This window comes from Citreicella sp. C3M06 (assembly GCF_018860705.1).
Classification (GTDB): domain Bacteria; phylum Pseudomonadota; class Alphaproteobacteria; order Rhodobacterales; family Rhodobacteraceae; genus Salipiger.
In genome coordinates this window covers 207,716-223,736 of sequence record NZ_JAHKQA010000072.1, presented here as the reverse complement: position 1 = coordinate 223,736, position 16,021 = coordinate 207,716, and the positions used below count along the sequence as shown (strand labels likewise).

Sequence of the window (16,021 nt, the reverse complement as noted above, 5' to 3'; positions counted from 1 at the left end):
GGGGCAGAGCCCCCCAACCCCCACAATGCCGGGCGCTGCCCACAGCTCTTCTCGCGCAGACGCTCAGCGCTTCTCGCGCAGACGGATCGCCCCGGCCTTTTCGGCCAGATCGCGCGCGATGGCATAGGCGCCCTTGATCTTGTCCGCGTCCGAGCGCCAGTCGCGGCGCACCACGATCTTGTTGTCCTTGATCTTGGCCAGCCCGTCTTCACCCTGAATAAAGGCCACCAACCCCTCGGGCTTGGCGAACTTGTCGTTGTGAAACTGGATGGTTGCGCCCTTAGGTCCGGCGTCCAGCTTGGCGATTCCAGCGCGTTTGCACATGTCCTTGATTCGCACCACCAGCAGCAGCGTGTTGACCTCCTTGGGCAGTTTGCCGAAACGGTCGATCAGCTCGGCGGCAAAGCCCTCCAGCTCGACCTTGGTGGTCAGCCCCGACAAGCGCCGGTACAGCCCCAGCCGCACATCCAGATCCGGCACAAAGCTTTCGGGGATCAGCACCGGCACGCCAAGGCCGATCTGCGGCGCCCATTGCCCGTCGTCATCTAGCAGTCCAACCGTCTCGACCGAGCGGATCTTGGCAATCGCCTCCTCCAGCATCGACTGGTACAGCTCGTAGCCCACATCCTTCATCTGGCCGGACTGCTCCTCGCCCAAAAGATTGCCCGCCCCGCGAATGTCCAGATCCTGTGAGGCCAGCGTGAACCCTGCTCCCAGCGTATCCAGCGAGCCCAGCACCCGCAGGCGTTTCTCGGCGGTATCGGTCAGCTTGGCGCGCGGCTTGGTGGTCAGATAAGCATAGGCACGGGTCTTCGAGCGCCCCACCCGGCCACGGATCTGGTACAGCTGCGCAAGGCCGAACATGTCGGCCCGGTGCACCACCATCGTGTTGGCCGTCGGAATATCCAGACCCGATTCCACGATCGTCGTGGCCAGCAGCACATCGAATTTGCCGTCGTAAAACGCGTTCATCCGGTCATCGAGATCGCTTGCGGCCAGCTGGCCGGTGGCAACCACGAATGACACCTCAGGCACCTGTTCGCGCAGGAATTCCTCGATTTCGGGAATGTCCGAGATGCGCGGCACCACGTAAAAGCTCTGGCCGCCGCGATAATGCTCTCGCAACAGCGCCTCGCGCACGGTCACCGGATCGAATTCCGACACATAGGTGCGGATCGACAGCCGGTCGACCGGCGGTGTGCCAATGATCGACAGATCGCGCACCCCCGACAGCGACAGCTGCAAGGTGCGCGGGATCGGCGTCGCGGTGAGCGTCAGCACGTGAATGTCGCTACGCAGTTCTTTCAGCCGCTCCTTGTGACCCACCCCGAAATGCTGTTCCTCGTCGATGATCAGCAAGCCAAGGTCCTTGAACCGGATATTCTTGGCCAGCAGCGCATGGGTGCCGATGGCGATATCGACCGTGCCCTTGGTGATGCCATCACGGGTTTTGGCCGCATCGCCTGCCGTCACGAACCGCGACAGCGGCGCGACATTGATCGGAAAGCCGCGAAAACGCTCGGCAAAGCTCTTGTAATGCTGGCGCGCCAGCAGCGTCGTGGGCGCAATCACCGCCACCTGCTGGCCCGACATCGCCGCAACAAAGGCCGCGCGCATCGCAACCTCGGTCTTGCCAAAGCCGACATCGCCGCAGATCAGCCGGTCCATCGGCTGGCCAGAGGTCATGTCGCCCAGCACATCCTCGATGGCGCTGATCTGATCGTCGGTCTCGGTATAGGGGAAGCGGGCGCAAAAGCTTTCCCACGCCCCGGCGGGCGGGTCGATGATCGGCGCCTTGCGCAAGGCGCGTTCGGCGGCGACGCGGATCAGCTTGTCCGCCATCTCGCGGATGCGCTCCTTGAGGCGGGCCTTCTTGGCCTGCCATGCGCCGCCGCCAAGCCGGTCGAGCAAACCGTCCTCATGGCCGTAACGCGACAGCAACTCGATGTTCTCGACCGGCAGGTACAGCCGCGCGCTTTCGGCATATTCCAGCAGCAGGCATTCATGCGCCGCCCCGGCGGCGGTGATCACCTCGAGCCCCTGATAGCGCCCGATGCCGTGATCGACATGCACCACCAGATCGCCCGGCGACAGCGATTGCGCCTCGGTCAGGAAATTCTCGGCCTTGCGGCGCTTTTTCGGGGCGCGGATCAGCCGGTCGCCCAGAACGTCCTGTTCCGAGATCACCGTGATGCGCTGATCACCCCAAGGCGCTTCAAAGCCGCTTTCCAGCGCCCAGACCGCAAGATGCAGCCCACGCTTGCCGATCCGCGTGCCGTTGGTGACAGGGATCGCCTCGGCCAGACCCTCGTCTTCGATCAGACCGGTCAGGCGCTCGCGCGCGCCTTCAGACCACGATGCGATCAGCACAGGGCCATCGTTCATCTTTGCCTTGACGTGGCTGGCCAGCGCGCCGAACAGGCTGATGTTTTCCTGCTGCCGCTCGGGGGCGAAATTGCGCCCGATGCGCCCACCCGCATCCACCACCCCCGGCCCGCTGGCCTGCGGCAGCGGGTGAAACTGAACCCGGCGGCGGCCCGAAACGGCGGCCTCCCACGCGGCATCGTCGAGATAAAGCTGCCCCGGCGGCACCGGCTTATAAACCGATTCCAGTCGGCCCTTTTGCGTCATCGCATGGCGGCGGGTTTCGTATTGATCCTTGATGCTGTCCCAGCGCGACAGCCGCGCCGGGGTCATCTGGTCATCCATCAACAGCGGCGCGCCCGGCAGATAATCGAACAGCGTCTCCATCCGTTCATGAAAGAACGGCAGCCAATGTTCCATGCCCTGCTGCTTGCGCCCGGCGCTGACCGATTCATACAGCGGATCGTCCGAGCCGCCCGCGCCAAATTCGATGCGGTAATTCTGTCGGAACCGGGTAATGGACGCCTCGTCGAGGATCACCTCGGACACCGGCGCCAGCTCGACCACGTCGAGCTTTTCGGTGGTGCGCTGCGTCGCGGCATCGAACCGGCGCGCGCCGTCCAGCACATCGCCGAACAGGTCAAGCCGCACCGGCCCGCCCTCGCCCGGCGGGAAAATGTCGATGATGCCGCCGCGAATGGCGTAATCGCCCGGCTCGGTCACTGTCGGCGCCATGGAAAAGCCCATGCGCACCAGAAAGGCGCGCAACGCGGTATCATCGATCCGGTCGCCGACGCGGGCGGTAAAGGCCGCTTCGCGCAGCACCTCGCGCGCGGGCAGATACTGCATTGCCGCCGACAGCGTGGTCAGCAGCACAAACCGCGTCGGCATCGCATGCACCAGTGCCGCCAGCGTCGACATGCGCGCGGCGGAAATGTCGGGGTTGGGCGATACCCGATCATAAGGCAGGCAATCCCAGCCGGGGAAGGTGATCACCGGCATGTCGGGCGCAAAGAACGCCAGCGCATCGCGCATCGCGGCAAGCCGCTTGTCGTCGCGCGCCACGTGAATGACCGGCCCGCCGGCCTTGTCGGATTCAGACAGGACAAGCTGCGCGTCGAAGCCTTCGGGCGCGCCGCCCATGACGATACGAGAGGTCGGGGAAAGGGTCTGTGCCATGCTCAAGCCATGTGGCGCGATGGCGCGCGCCCGTCAACCACAATGCGCGCCTTAGCCGAGCGTCTGATACCCCATGTTCTGGAACATGCCCCAAAGCGCCGTGATGAAGATCGAAATCAGGCCGATCACCTGAATCCAGAAGCGATGCGTCGCGAGGCGTTGCCACAGCTCCGGGCCGCTCAGACCCAGACTGCGGATCTGCTTCGCCACCCGCAGGCTCAGAAGCGCAACCAGCGTCATCGGCACCACGATCAAAGCCACGGCCTGAGTCAGCTCGACCCCATACCAGAACCCCGCCACCAGCAGCATGGTCAGGAACAGTGCGCCGAAAGCGACAATCCAGACTCCAGCCTCGTTGACGGTGAACAGAATGCGATTGACGTTGATGCGGACCATGTCTTCAAGATCGCTTGCCGCCTGCCCGCCGTTGCGCTTGGCGCGCACGACCATGTCGAACGGCACCCCCAGCACCCAGTGGCTGGCCTTCGACCATGTGACCGCAAGCGCGATCCAGTACCACAGGTTGGAGAACGACCGCAGGTCAATGGTCTCGAGAACGGTTTGGTACCAATCCACTTGTCGCAGGGCCCCTCTTGCGCGCGGCCTGTTGAAGCACGCAAAGTGCCGGGCCTTGTGACAGCCGCCTTTCCATGCCACCCAAGAGCCGTGTTATCAAGAGAGGCCCACGATGAAACCCACGATTGCCGGTTTTCCCGCAACACGCCTGCGCCGCCTGCGCACCAGCCCGGCGATCCGCGCACTGGTCGCTGAAACGGTGCTGAGCCCGTCGGATCTCATCTGGCCGGTGTTTGTGCGCGACGGCAGCGGCGTGGTGGAACCCATCGGCTCGATGCCCGGGGTGAACCGGCTTTCGGTGGACAAGGTGGTCGAGGCGGCGCGCGAGGCCCATGCGCTCGGCATCCCGGCGATCTGCCTGTTTCCCTATACCGACCCTGCCCTGCGCAGCGAAGACGCCGCCGAGGCGTGGAACCCGGAAAACCTGACCAACCGCGCCATTCGCGCCATCAAGGACGCGGTGCCGGACATCGCGGTGATGACCGATGTGGCGCTCGATCCCTATTCCTCGACCGGGCATGACGGCTTTGTGGTGGACGGCGAGATCGTCAACGACGAAACGGTCGAGGCGCTGGTGAAACAGGCGCTATCGCAGGCGCGCGCGGGCTGCGACATCATCGGCCCGTCCGACATGATGGACGGGCGCATCGCCGCGATCCGCTCGGAGCTGGAGCGTGAGGGTTTCAAGAACACCGCGATCATGAGCTATTCGGCCAAATACGCGAGCGGCTTTTACGGCCCGTTCCGCGATGCGCTCGGCGCCTCGGGGGCGCTCAAGGGCGACAAGGCCACCTACCAGATGCAGCCCGCCAATTCCGACGAGGCGATGCGCCTGATCGAGCGCGACCTGTCCGAAGGCGCCGACATGGTGATGGTCAAACCGGGGATGCCTTACCTTGATATCTGCCGCCGCGCCAAGGACAGCTTCGGCGCGCCGACCTTTGCCTATCAGGTGTCGGGGGAATACGCGATGCTGACCGGCGCTTTCGAGCGCGGCTGGCTGGATGGAAACAAGGTGATGCTGGAAAGCCTGATGTGTTTCCGGCGCGCCGGCTGCGACGGGGTGCTGACCTATTTCGCCCCCGCTGCGGCACGGCTGCTGAACGGCTGAGCCGCTGAGCCGCTGGCAAGCGCATCACGTCTGCCGAGATGCAATGTCAGCGGGGCGGTGGCGCCACAGCTCGCCCCGCTATCCGGCAAACGACAAAACACCTGCCCCTTAACTTGATGCACCAGCGCGACCCACCATCAACTGTCCTCCCAAGCAGAGACCGCCATCCAGCGACGCGTCAGAGCGATCATCGCTGCGACCAGCAGGCTGGCGCTGCCACGAAAACAGCTTGACCGCGCGGAACCCTGCCGGGCAAGACATATGGCGGGTGACACTCGCAGCCACCTTGGCTATCATTTCCGCACAACCGGCGGTACAGCCGGACCAGAACAGGCACCGGCCCGATGGGAGAGGGCCCTGGCATCAGGACAAGAGAGCAGACCGATGAACATGACCCGACGCACGCTCACCCTCTCGCTCGGCGCGATGGGAGCACTCTCCGCCTGCGCAAACGGTGTGGGAAGCACCGGCGGCGCGACCATCGACGCGCGCGTCGATTCCACGCTCAGCCAGATGTACTATCAGTTCCCCGGCACTGTCGATCTGGGCAACAAAGCTGCCGGGATGCTGGTGATGCCGCTGGTGACCGAAGCCGGGCTTGGCATTGGCGGTGCCTACGGCCGCGGTGCGCTGCGCGTGGGTGGCTCCACGGTGGATTACTATTCGATGGTCAAGGGGTCTGGCGGCCTGCAGATCGGCGCTCAGCAATACGCGCATGTGCTGTTCTTCATGACCCAGAACGCCCTCTCTGATTTCCGTCGCTCCACGGGCTGGGCCGCTGGCGCCAATATTGAATACGCGACCCCGGAAAAGGGCGATACGCTCGCCGCCGAGACGACCACCTCGATGTCGCCAGTGATTGCGGTGATCTTCGGGCAATCCGGCCTGCGCCTTGGCGCGACGCTTGACGGCACGAAATATTCGCGGATCATCCCGTGATTTGCCTCGCGGCGGGGGCGCTGCCCCTCTTCGCCTGACGGCGAATTCACCCCGGGATATTTAGAGCCAGAAGAAGCGCGGGCCCGGTTTTCTTCTGGCTCTAAATATCCCGGGGGTAAGCGGGCTCCGGCCCGCGAAGGGGGCAGCGCCCCCTTTCCTTCCTCTTAGTGGTAGCGAAATTCGCCCACAACTTGCCGCCATTCGCCCGAAGACATCATTTTGCGGTGCGTGAAACGCACCGAATGCAGAGGACCTTCGATCTTGTCCTGCCAGAATTCAATGAAGCCGAACAGCTTCGGATGATCCGGCGCCAGATCGTATTCCTGCCATACAAAGGTGTTGAGAACGTTCCGATAGTCCGGCATGCGGTAGAAGATCTCGGCGGTGGTCAGCCCATAGCCTTTCAGCATGAGCTCTGTCGGCGTTTCCTGCATCGCTTTACCTCTTGCGGGTTCCATCCTAGAACGGTGCCGTACGAGTCGTTATATTTCAATGAAAACAGGCTGTTATCACCCGAAGTTGGCGGCTGCCAGAAAACCGCGTGTGCGGCCATTGCGCGCAACATCCTGTCTGGGGTATAACCCCCGCTAACAAGATATAGCACAAGAACAAGCAGGCGAACCCCGTGACTGATACGCCCGAACCCCCTGAGAACGACGAAGAAATGGGCGGACCCGAACGCCCCACCTACAAGGGGCCCGGAATCTCGATCATCGACGAGATGAAATCGAGCTATCTCGACTACGCCATGAGCGTCATCGTCAGCCGCGCGATTCCGGATCTGCGCGATGGCCTCAAGCCGGTGCATCGACGCATTCTCTACACCATGTGGGAGAATGGTCAGACCCGCGCCAAGGGCTATCGCAAATGCGCGACGGCCGTGGGCGACGTGATGGGCCGCTATCACCCGCATGGCGACAGCGCGATCTATGATGCGCTGGTGCGGATGGCGCAGGATTTCTCGATGTCGCTGACGCTGATCGACGGTCAGGGCAACTTTGGCTCGATGGACGGCGATCCGCCCGCCGCCTACCGCTATACGGAAGCCCGGCTTGAACGATCCGCCGAGGCGCTGCTCGAGGACATCGACAAGGACACCGTCGATTTTGTCCCGAACTACGCCAATGAGCGTCTGGAGCCGGTGGTGCTGCCCGCGCGCTATCCCAACATTCTTGTCAACGGCTCCGAAGGCATCGCCGTCGGCATGGCGACGCGTATCCCGCCGCACAACCTTGGCGAGGTGATCGACGCGACGCTGGCGCTGATCGAAAACCCCGATCTGTCCTCTGAGCAGCTGATCGACTATATTCCAGCCCCCGATTTCCCGACGGGCGGCGTGATCCTTGGCCGGTCGGGCGCGCGCAAGGCCTATCTCGAAGGGCGCGGCAGTGTCATCATTCGCGCCAAGACCCGCGTCGAAGAGATCAGGCGCGACCGCTTTGCCATCGTCATCGACGAGATCCCCTATCAGGTGAACAAGGCGGTGATGATCGAACGCATCGCCGAATCCGTTCGCGACAAGCGGATCGAGGGCATCGCCCACGTTCAGGATGAATCCGACCGCTCGGGCGTGCGCGTGGTGATCGAGCTCAAGCGCGACGCCACCGCCGAGGTGGTGCTCAACCAGCTGTATCGCTTCACCCCGATGCAAACCTCGTTTGGCTGCAACATGCTGGCGCTCAACGGCGGCAAGCCCGAACAGCTGACGTTGCGCGCCTTCCTCACCGCTTTCGTGGATTTCCGCGAAGATGTGGTGGCGCGGCGCACCGCCTACCTGCTGCGCAAGGCGCGCGAGCGGGCGCATGTTCTGTGCGGCCTCGCCGTGGCCGTCAGCAACGTTGACGAGGTGGTGCGCACCATCCGAGGCTCTGCCGATGCCGCCGAAGCGCGCGAAAAGCTGATGACCCGCCGCTGGCCGGCCGAGGAAATCCTGCCCTATATCGCGCTGATCGACGATCCGACCCATACCGCCAACGACGACGGCACCTACAACCTGTCGGAAACCCAGGCCCGCGCCATTCTGGAACTGCGCCTGCAACGGCTCACCCAGCTGGGCGTCAAGGAAGTCACCGACGAGCTCGAAGAGCTGGCCGGAAAGATCCGCGAATATCTCGAGATCCTGTCCAGCCGCGAACGCATCATGGGCATCATCACCGACGAGATGAAGGCCGTGCGCGACCTGCACGCAGTGCCCCGCCGCACCGAGATCATCGACTGGGCTGGCGACCTTGAAGACGAAGACCTGATCGAACGCGAAGACATGGTCGTCACCGTCACCGCCGAGGGCTACATCAAGCGCACCCCGCTGGCCGATTTCCGCGCGCAAAAGCGCGGTGGCAAGGGTGTGTCGGGCGGCTCGCTCAAAGAGGATGACGTTGTCACCCAGCTGTTCGTGGCCAACACCCACACGCAGCTGCTGTTCTTCACCACGGCGGGCATGGTCTACAAGCTCAAGTGCTGGCGTCTGCCGCAGGGCGGCCGTACGTCCAAGGGCAAGGCCATCGTCAACATCCTGCCGATCCCGCAGGGGGTTTCGGTCGCAGCGATCATGCCGGTCGACCGCGACGAGGCGGAATGGGACGATCTGCAGATCGTCTTCGCCACCTCCAAGGGGTCGGTGCGCCGCAACCGCCTGTCGGATTTCACCAACGTCATGCGCAACGGCAAGATCGCGATGAAATTCGAAGGCGAGGATGAAAGCACCCGCCTGATCAACGCCCGCATCTGTTCCGAAGATGACGATATCATGCTGGTCACCAGCTCGGGCCGCGCAATTCGTTTCCCGGTGCCTGACGTGCGCGTGTTCAACTCGCGCGCCTCGACCGGGGTGCGCGGCGTGCGGCTGCTGGGATCGGATGAGGTGGTGTCGATGTCGGTGATCCGCCATTTCGACGCAACCTCGGACGAGCGCGCTTCTTACCTCAAGATGCGCCGCCTGATGGCCGGTGTCACCGACGACGAAGGCGCTGACGAGGAAGATGGCAATGCCGACAGCCTGCTGCCGACCGAGCGTTATGCCCAGATGTCCGCCGCCGAGAACCTGCTGCTGACCATCACTGCCAAGGGGCTTGGCAAACTGACCTCCTCGCATGACTATCCGGTGCGTGGGCGGGGCGGCATGGGCGTCACCGCATGGGAAAAGACCATGCGCGGCGGCGAGATCGTGGCCTCTTTCCCGGTCGAGATGGAAGACCAGATCATGCTGGCGACCTCCACCGGCCAGTCGATCCGGGTTCCGATCGATGGCATCTCGTTCCGCTCCCGCAACGCTGGTGGGGTCAAGGTCTTCAACACGCGCGCCGATGAAACCGTGGTGTCGGTCGCGTGGATCGCCGATCAGGGCGAGGACGACGAAAGCGCTGAAAGCTAATCCTCTGCCATGGACAGCCCGCCTGTGCCCACAGCGACACATGGCGGGCGCCGTGGAGGGATCTCTGACACAGGACGAAGCCCGGAGCGCGCTGCTCCGGGCTTCTTTCGTTTCACCAGCTCTGCGCGGCGTGCAAAGCCCGCAGCATCAGCGGTGCTGCGCAAAAGCGGCAATCACCACGACCAACGCCGCGACGGGAAGCCACATGGCCGGCCCGACGCCTCCGGGCGCCGGAGCCGCATGGGCAGGTTGCGGCGCTGGCGCAGGTACAGGAGCCTGCTGCGCGGTTGACGATACCGGGGCCAGCAGTGCGGCAGCGGTTAACACGATCACGAGGTGCTTGCGAAACATGGGTCTCTCCTGTTCTGGCGTTGTTCGCCATTGCAGCACCGACCTACGGAGAGTCTCGGGAGCCGGTGTGCAGGGAATATGAAGAGACTGTGCAGCGCGCCCCAAAAGGCTGGCAGCCGACATTTTTCCCACAGCAGCCGTCCCAAAGCGCCCGATGCCGCCTTGGCAGCACCGGCCCCCGGCCCCATATTCAAGCCATGCTGCGCTTTACCCCCATCCTGCTTGCGATCCTTTACGCCATCGCCATGTACCGCTTTTCAAGCTGGCGCACGGCGCGCGAACTGGATGAGAAATCGACGGAACTGGCGGACCCGACGCTAGCTGCGTTGACCAAACGCATGGCGCAATCGCTCGATCTGCCACGCATTCGGGTCAATATCTACGAGATCGACCCGGTGAATGGCCTTGCCGCGCCCGATGGCCGCATCTTCATCACGCGCGGTTTTTATAAACGCTACCGCGCCGGCGAGGTCACGGCCGAGGAACTGGCCTCGGTCATCGCGCATGAACTTGGCCATGTGGCGCTAGGGCATTCGCGGCGACGCATGATCGATTTTTCCGGCCAGAACGCCATCCGCACAGCGCTGGTGATGGTCCTCGGGCGGTTTGTTCCGGGCATTGGCCCGCTGATCGCCAATGCCCTGACCTCGCTTCTCGCCGCCCGCCTGTCACGAGGCGATGAATACGAGGCCGATGCCTATGCCGCCGCCCTGCTACACAAGACGGGAATCGGGATCGAGGCGCAGAAATCGCTGTTTCGCAAGCTCGATGCGATGAACACCGCGGGGCGCGGCGTTCCGGCCTGGCTGATGTCTCACCCCAAGACGGGCGAACGGATTGCGGCGCTCGAGTCGCTTCAGGACCGCTGGGCGGCGCTGGAGCGCTGAGTGTTCCCTAGCGCTTGAGCAGCCATTTGATCTGGTTCCGCTTGTAGCTGTCGCTGCGATCGCTGTGAAGAACGCCGCGCAACTTGCCGCTATTGGTTGCGGAGACTCTCGACATGTCGACGCCCGGAATCAGGTAACGGATGCTGCTGCGCTCGCCCCGGGTGAGCGGCACGGACCGTCCGATGACAAATGTCCATTCCCGCGTATTGAGGCTTTGGGCGCTGGCCAGCTGCGGGGACAGGGTCGCCAGCGCAAGCGCCAGAAGGCCGGCTTTCGTCGCGGACTGTTTGATCATCTCGGTCTACCTCATGTTATCTCGTGCTAGATATATGTGTGCTGCTTTTCCAAGTGAAAGTCATGCAGTGCCGATTTGCACCTGCTTGACACTCTTGCGTCGCGCCGCCAAAAGGCAACGACGACATAACCCGCAACCGGGCGTTCCGTGGGCGCCAGACCGACGAGGAGAGCCAGCAAATGGCCCAGATTTCCCTCACCTTCCCCGATGGCAATGCACGCGACTATGAGGCGGGTATCACCCCTGCCGAAGTCGCCGAGTCCATCTCCAAATCCCTGTCGAAAAAGGCGATCTCGGCGACCGTCAACGGCGCGCACTGGGATCTGCAATGGCCGATCGAATCCGATGCGTCCATCGCCATCAACACCATGCAGGACGACGGTCCGGCGCTCGAACTGATCCGCCACGATCTGGCGCATGTCATGGCCCGCGCCGTACAGGCGATCTGGCCGGACACCAAGGTCACCATCGGCCCGGTCACCGAAAACGGCTGGTTCTATGATTTCGACCGCGCCGAGCCCTTCACCCCCGAAGACCTCGGCCAGATCGAAGCCAAGATGAAAGAGATCATCAACGCCCGCGAGCCGGTCCGGACCGAGATCTGGGACCGTGCGCGCACCCGCAAGCATTACGAGGACAGCGGCGAGCCCTACAAGATCGAGCTGCTCGAGCGCATCCCCGAAGACGCGCCGATCCGCATGTACTGGCATGGCGAGTGGCAGGATCTGTGCCGCGGCCCGCATCTTCAGCATACCGGGCAGCTGCCCAGCGATGCCTTCAAGCTGATGGGCGTTTCGGGCGCCTACTGGTTTGGCGACGTCAACCGCCCGATGCTGCAACGCATCTCTGGCGTGGCGTTCCGCAACCGGCAGGATCTTCAGGGCTATCTCAATTTCCTTGAGGAAGCCGCCAAGCGCGACCACCGCAAGCTGGGCCGCGAGATGGACCTGTTCCACCTGCAACCCGAAGCGCCGGGCCAGATTTTCTGGCACCCGAATGGCTGGACGATCTACACCACGCTGCAGGATTACATGCGCCGCCAACAGCGCCGCGATGGCTATGTCGAGGTCAACACGCCTCAGGTCGTCGACCGCAAGCTGTGGGAAGCCTCGGGGCATTGGGACAATTATCAGGACAATATGTTCATCGTCGAAGTCGACGAGGAACATGCCCGCGAAAAGTCGATCAACGCGCTCAAGCCGATGAACTGCCCGTGCCACGTGCAGATCTTCAATTCCGGGCTGAAATCCTATCGCGACCTGCCCCTGCGCATGGCCGAATTCGGCTCGTGCAACCGCTATGAGCCGTCGGGCGCGCTGCATGGCATCATGCGGGTGCGCGGCTTTACCCAGGACGATGCGCACATCTTCTGCACCGACAGCCAGATCGAAGTTGAAACCAAGAAATTCATCGAATTTCTGGCCGGAATCTATGCCGACCTTGGGTTCGAGAACTGGACGATCAAGCTTTCGACCCGCCCCGAAAAGCGCATCGGCTCCGATGAAAGCTGGGACCGGGTGGAAAAGGCGCTTGGCGATGCCTGCGCCAATGCTGGCTACGATTTCGAGCTGCAGGAAGGCGAAGGCGCCTTTTACGGGCCGAAACTGGAATTCACCCTGACCGATGCGATCGGGCGTGAATGGCAATGCGGCACGCTTCAGGTCGATCCCAACCTGCCCGACCGGCTGGATGCCAGCTATATCGGTCAGGACGGTGAAAAGCACCGCCCCGTCATGTTGCACCGCGCCGTTCTGGGCAGTTTCGAGCGCTTCATCGGTATCCTGATCGAGGAACACGCCGGCAAGCTGCCGTTCTGGCTGGCGCCGCGTCAGGTCGTGGTGGCATCGATCACCTCGGAAGCCGATCCCTATGTCGACGAGGTCGTCGCGACGCTGCGGGCCGCCGGGGTCCGGGCCGAAGCGGACACGCGCAACGAAAAGATCAACTACAAGGTGCGCGAGCATTCCGTCGGCAAGGTTCCGGTGATCCTTGCGGTGGGCGCGCGTGAAGTCGAAGAGCGCACCGTCACCGTTCGCCGCCTTGGCGAAAAGCAGACGCAGGTCGCTGCGCTTGACGAGATCGTGGCGCAGCTCAAGCATGACGCAACGCCGCCCGATCTGCGCTGATCCCGCAAATATACGAAATGGCCGGGCCCATAGGGTCCGGCCATTTTTTCAGGCAAGCGCCGCCTGCACATCCTTGTCCCAGCCCAGCCACATCGCCGCGCCATCGACGATCAGCGGCCGCTTCATCAGCGCCGGATGCGCCGCCAGAAGCTCTTTTGCAGGCTGCGCCCGCTGTACTTCGTCAAGCCCACGCCATGTGGTCGAGCGGGTGTTGATCAGGCGGTCCCCGAACTGCTCAAGCGCTTGCTCCAGCACCTCGGCCGGAACGCCTTCGCCCCGCACATCAACAAGTTGCGCCTCTGGCAACGCCTTGAGCGCCTTGCGGCAGCTGTCGCAGTTTTTCAGGCCATATAGCTTCATGACGCCCTCTCCTTCGCCTTGCATTTGGTAGCGCCGCACAATTTATCGCCTATTGCTGCAAGAGCGAAGTGTTTCTCTTGATTTTTACATCGCCTGTGTAACGCTTTGGAATGTGACTTCGTCGATCAGTTCCGGAAGACCAGCCCAACCGCTGACTTCCCGCTGAACGGCGAATGTAGCGAGGCGTCCGGGACACCGGGCTATTGTATCGACGACGATTGTAAGGAGCACGGGAACATGCCAAGCGGCACCGTGAAATGGTTCAACACCACCAAAGGCTATGGTTTCATCGCTCCGGAAGAGGGCGGAAAAGACGTATTTGTGCATATCTCGGCGGTTGAGCGGTCGGGCCTGACGGGGCTCGCCGACAACCAGAAGGTGAGCTATGAACTCAAGGAAGGGCGGGACGGCCGGATGATGGCCTCCGATCTCAAGACGCAGTGAACTTGCCCTGTTCGCAGGAGACGTAATCAAGGCCCGGCCCTCGCGGCGACGCGGACCGGGCCATTCCATGCCATCGCACTAGGGCATCGTACTGGGCCATCTCACCGGGCCATCGCAAAACAGGCGCGCCGTCAGGCCTGAAGGCGCCGCGCCTCTTGTCCGGCAAGGCGGACAAGATCGGTCATGAACGGCTTTGCAAGATCGCTGCTGCGCGTTGCCGCATACAGGCTGCGCTTCAGCCCGTCCTTGGTCAGCGGGCGCGTGACGTAATCCGAGCTGTATTTCACCTCGCGCACCACCCAGTCGGGCAGCACCGAAACCCCCCGGTTCGACGCCACCAGAAGCAGGATGACCGCCGTCAGCTCGACCTGCCGGATCGCCGCCGGTTCAACCTTGGCCGGCCCCAGAAGCTGCGAGAACACATCCAGCCGCGCGCGATCCACCGGGTAGGTGATCAGCGTCTCGCCGCGAAAATCCTGCGCCTCGATCCATAGCTTGGCCGCCAGCGGATGCGCCGCCGCCGCCACGAAAACCGGGCTGTAATCGAACAGCGGAGTGAAAGTGACGCCCGGCAGCGTCTCGGGATCGGACGAGATCACCACATCGACCTCTTCCCTGACCAGCGCCGGCAGGGCGTCAAAGGCCAGCCCGGGACGGATGTCGACATCCACATCCGGCCAGCTGCGCCGAAACGCTTCGAGCACCGGAAACAGCCATTCGAAACAGGCGTGGCATTCGATGGCAATGTGCAGCCGCCCGGATTTTCCGGCGCGCAACCCGGCGAATTCCTCTTGCAAGGCTTCGACCTGCGGCAGCACCTGATCGGCCAGCCGCAGCAGGCGCAGCCCGGCGGCGGACAGTTTCATCGGCTTGGCGCGCCGCACGAAAAGCTCGACCCCGGCCTGCTCTTCGAGCCCCTTGATCTGATGCGACAGCGCCGATTGCGTGATGTTCAGCTGATCGGCAGCGCGGGCCAGACCGCCGGCCTCGTGGATCGCCTTGACGGTGCGAAGGTGCCGAAATTCGATGTGCATCCTCAAATCCTCCTCATGTTCTTGATGAGATATATGAGTTTGTCTCACTAGGGTCGATATGTCACAAGGGCGCCGCAACACGCAAGGACTTCGCCTGATGACCCGCCCCGAGATCTCGTTTGAATTTTTCCCGCCCCGCAACATCGAGGGGACGTTCCGGCTGTGGGACACGGTACAGACCCTGTCGCCGCTGCGCCCGCGCTTTGTGTCGGTGACCTATGGCGCCGGTGGCACCACGCGTGAGCTGACCCGCGAAGTGGTGGCGACGCTGCACAAGCATTCGGGGCTGAAGGTCGCTGCGCATCTGACCTGCGTCGATGCCACCCGCGACGAGACGCTGGCCATCGCCGAGCAGTTCCGCGCCGCTGGCGTGACCGACATCGTGGCGCTGCGCGGCGATCCGCCCAAGGGTGATGCGGGATTTACCGCCCATCCCGATGGGTTTGCCAGCTCGGTCGAGCTGATCACCGCGCTGCGCGACTCGGGCGATTTCAACATTCGCGTCGGTGCCTATCCCGACATCCACCCCGAGGCAGCCTCGGCGCAGGCGGATGTCGACTGGCTCAAGCGCAAGCTCGATGCCGGTGCTTCCGAAGCGCTGACTCAGTTCTTCTTCGAGGCCGAGACGTTTTTCCGTTTCCGCGACGCGTGTGCGAAGGCTGGCATCGACAAGCCGATCATCCCCGGCATCTTCCCGATCGAGAACTGGAAGGGCGCGCGCCGCTTTGCCGAAGGCTGCGGCACCAAGATCCCCGGCTGGGTGATCGAGGCGTTCGAGGCCGCCGAAAAGGATGGCCGTCAGGATCTGCTGGCGACGGCGATGTGCACCGAACTGTGCTCGGAGCTGATCGACGGCGGCGTCGAGCAGCTGCATTTCTACACACTGAACCGCCCCGAGCTGACCCGCGATGTCTGCGAGGCGCTTGGCGTCACGGCGACGGCCCCGCTGGGCGCTGTCGCCTGAGCCTATCCTGATCGGCATGGA

14 protein-coding genes are annotated in these 16,021 nt (G+C 63.3%); 7 read left to right on the top strand and 7 right to left on the bottom strand.

Features of this window, described 5'->3' with window-relative positions; all coding sequences use genetic code 11:
- Positions 1 to 63 precede the first annotated feature (63 nt).
- Both mfd and KO516_RS15960 read right to left on the bottom strand, forming a co-directional pair.
- Positions 64 to 3,543, bottom strand: coding sequence for a transcription-repair coupling factor (gene mfd, locus KO516_RS15965; RefSeq protein WP_252737640.1), 3,480 nt, complete (start codon positions 3,541 to 3,543; stop codon positions 64 to 66).
- Positions 3,544 to 3,594: 51 nt separating this feature from the next.
- Positions 3,595 to 4,119 (bottom strand): component of SufBCD complex, encoded by a 525-nt coding sequence (locus KO516_RS15960; protein ID WP_216004775.1) that lies wholly within the window; start codon positions 4,117 to 4,119, stop codon positions 3,595 to 3,597.
- A 112-nt stretch (positions 4,120 to 4,231) separates the two neighbouring features.
- On the opposite strand from KO516_RS15960, the gene hemB reads away from it, so the two are divergent.
- Both hemB and KO516_RS15950 read left to right on the top strand, forming a co-directional pair.
- Positions 4,232 to 5,230 (top strand): porphobilinogen synthase, encoded by a 999-nt coding sequence (gene hemB, locus KO516_RS15955; protein ID WP_216004774.1) that lies wholly within the window; start codon positions 4,232 to 4,234, stop codon positions 5,228 to 5,230.
- 384 nt (positions 5,231 to 5,614) lie between these two features.
- Complete coding sequence (locus tag KO516_RS15950) at positions 5,615 to 6,169, top strand: YSC84-related protein (RefSeq protein ID WP_216004773.1); 555 nt, start codon at positions 5,615 to 5,617, stop codon at positions 6,167 to 6,169.
- A gap of 164 nt (positions 6,170 to 6,333) precedes the next feature.
- On the opposite strand, the gene KO516_RS15945 is transcribed toward KO516_RS15950, so the two are convergent.
- A complete protein-coding gene (locus tag KO516_RS15945) occupies positions 6,334 to 6,603 on the bottom strand; it encodes an usg protein (protein ID WP_216004772.1) in 270 nt (89 codons plus the stop codon).
- 191 nt (positions 6,604 to 6,794) lie between these two features.
- Between KO516_RS15945 and gyrA the strand changes: the two genes are divergently transcribed.
- Positions 6,795 to 9,539 carry a DNA gyrase subunit A gene (gene gyrA, locus KO516_RS15940; RefSeq protein WP_216004771.1) on the top strand — a complete coding sequence of 915 codons (2,745 nt, stop codon included), beginning with the start codon at positions 6,795 to 6,797 and terminating at the stop codon, positions 9,537 to 9,539.
- Between the two features lie 147 nt (positions 9,540 to 9,686).
- Here the strand turns inward: gyrA and KO516_RS15935 are convergent, their stop codons facing one another.
- Positions 9,687 to 9,890 (bottom strand): hypothetical protein, encoded by a 204-nt coding sequence (locus KO516_RS15935; RefSeq protein WP_216004770.1) that lies wholly within the window; start codon positions 9,888 to 9,890, stop codon positions 9,687 to 9,689.
- Positions 9,891 to 10,087: 197 nt separating this feature from the next.
- On the opposite strand from KO516_RS15935, the gene KO516_RS15930 reads away from it, so the two are divergent.
- The gene (locus KO516_RS15930; RefSeq protein ID WP_216004769.1) at positions 10,088 to 10,777 is read left to right on the top strand and encodes a M48 family metalloprotease; all 690 of its coding nucleotides are present in this window, start codon (positions 10,088 to 10,090) and stop codon (positions 10,775 to 10,777) included.
- 7 nt (positions 10,778 to 10,784) lie between these two features.
- Here KO516_RS15930 and KO516_RS15925 read toward each other — a convergent pair whose 3' ends face one another.
- A complete protein-coding gene (locus KO516_RS15925) occupies positions 10,785 to 11,072 on the bottom strand; it encodes a hypothetical protein (RefSeq protein WP_216004768.1) in 288 nt (95 codons plus the stop codon).
- A gap of 179 nt (positions 11,073 to 11,251) precedes the next feature.
- Here KO516_RS15925 and thrS point away from each other — a divergent pair, with 179 nt between their 5' ends.
- Positions 11,252 to 13,198: a threonine--tRNA ligase gene (gene thrS, locus KO516_RS15920; RefSeq protein WP_216004767.1), complete on the top strand. Its 1,947-nt coding sequence runs from the start codon at positions 11,252 to 11,254 to the stop codon at positions 13,196 to 13,198.
- 48 nt (positions 13,199 to 13,246) lie between these two features.
- Here thrS and KO516_RS15915 read toward each other — a convergent pair whose 3' ends face one another.
- Positions 13,247 to 13,558 (bottom strand): arsenate reductase family protein, encoded by a 312-nt coding sequence (locus KO516_RS15915; protein WP_216004766.1) that lies wholly within the window; start codon positions 13,556 to 13,558, stop codon positions 13,247 to 13,249.
- A gap of 237 nt (positions 13,559 to 13,795) precedes the next feature.
- Here KO516_RS15915 and KO516_RS15910 point away from each other — a divergent pair, with 237 nt between their 5' ends.
- Positions 13,796 to 14,002: a cold-shock protein gene (locus tag KO516_RS15910; protein ID WP_216004765.1), complete on the top strand. Its 207-nt coding sequence runs from the start codon at positions 13,796 to 13,798 to the stop codon at positions 14,000 to 14,002.
- 131 nt (positions 14,003 to 14,133) lie between these two features.
- Here KO516_RS15910 and KO516_RS15905 read toward each other — a convergent pair whose 3' ends face one another.
- Positions 14,134 to 15,036, bottom strand: a complete 903-nt coding sequence (locus tag KO516_RS15905) for a LysR family transcriptional regulator (protein ID WP_216004764.1) — start codon at positions 15,034 to 15,036, stop codon at positions 14,134 to 14,136.
- Between the two features lie 97 nt (positions 15,037 to 15,133).
- Here KO516_RS15905 and metF point away from each other — a divergent pair, with 97 nt between their 5' ends.
- Entirely contained in the window at positions 15,134 to 16,000 is an 867-nt protein-coding gene (gene metF / locus KO516_RS15900; protein WP_216004763.1) for a methylenetetrahydrofolate reductase [NAD(P)H], read from the top strand.
- Positions 16,001 to 16,021: the final 21 nt, after the last annotated feature.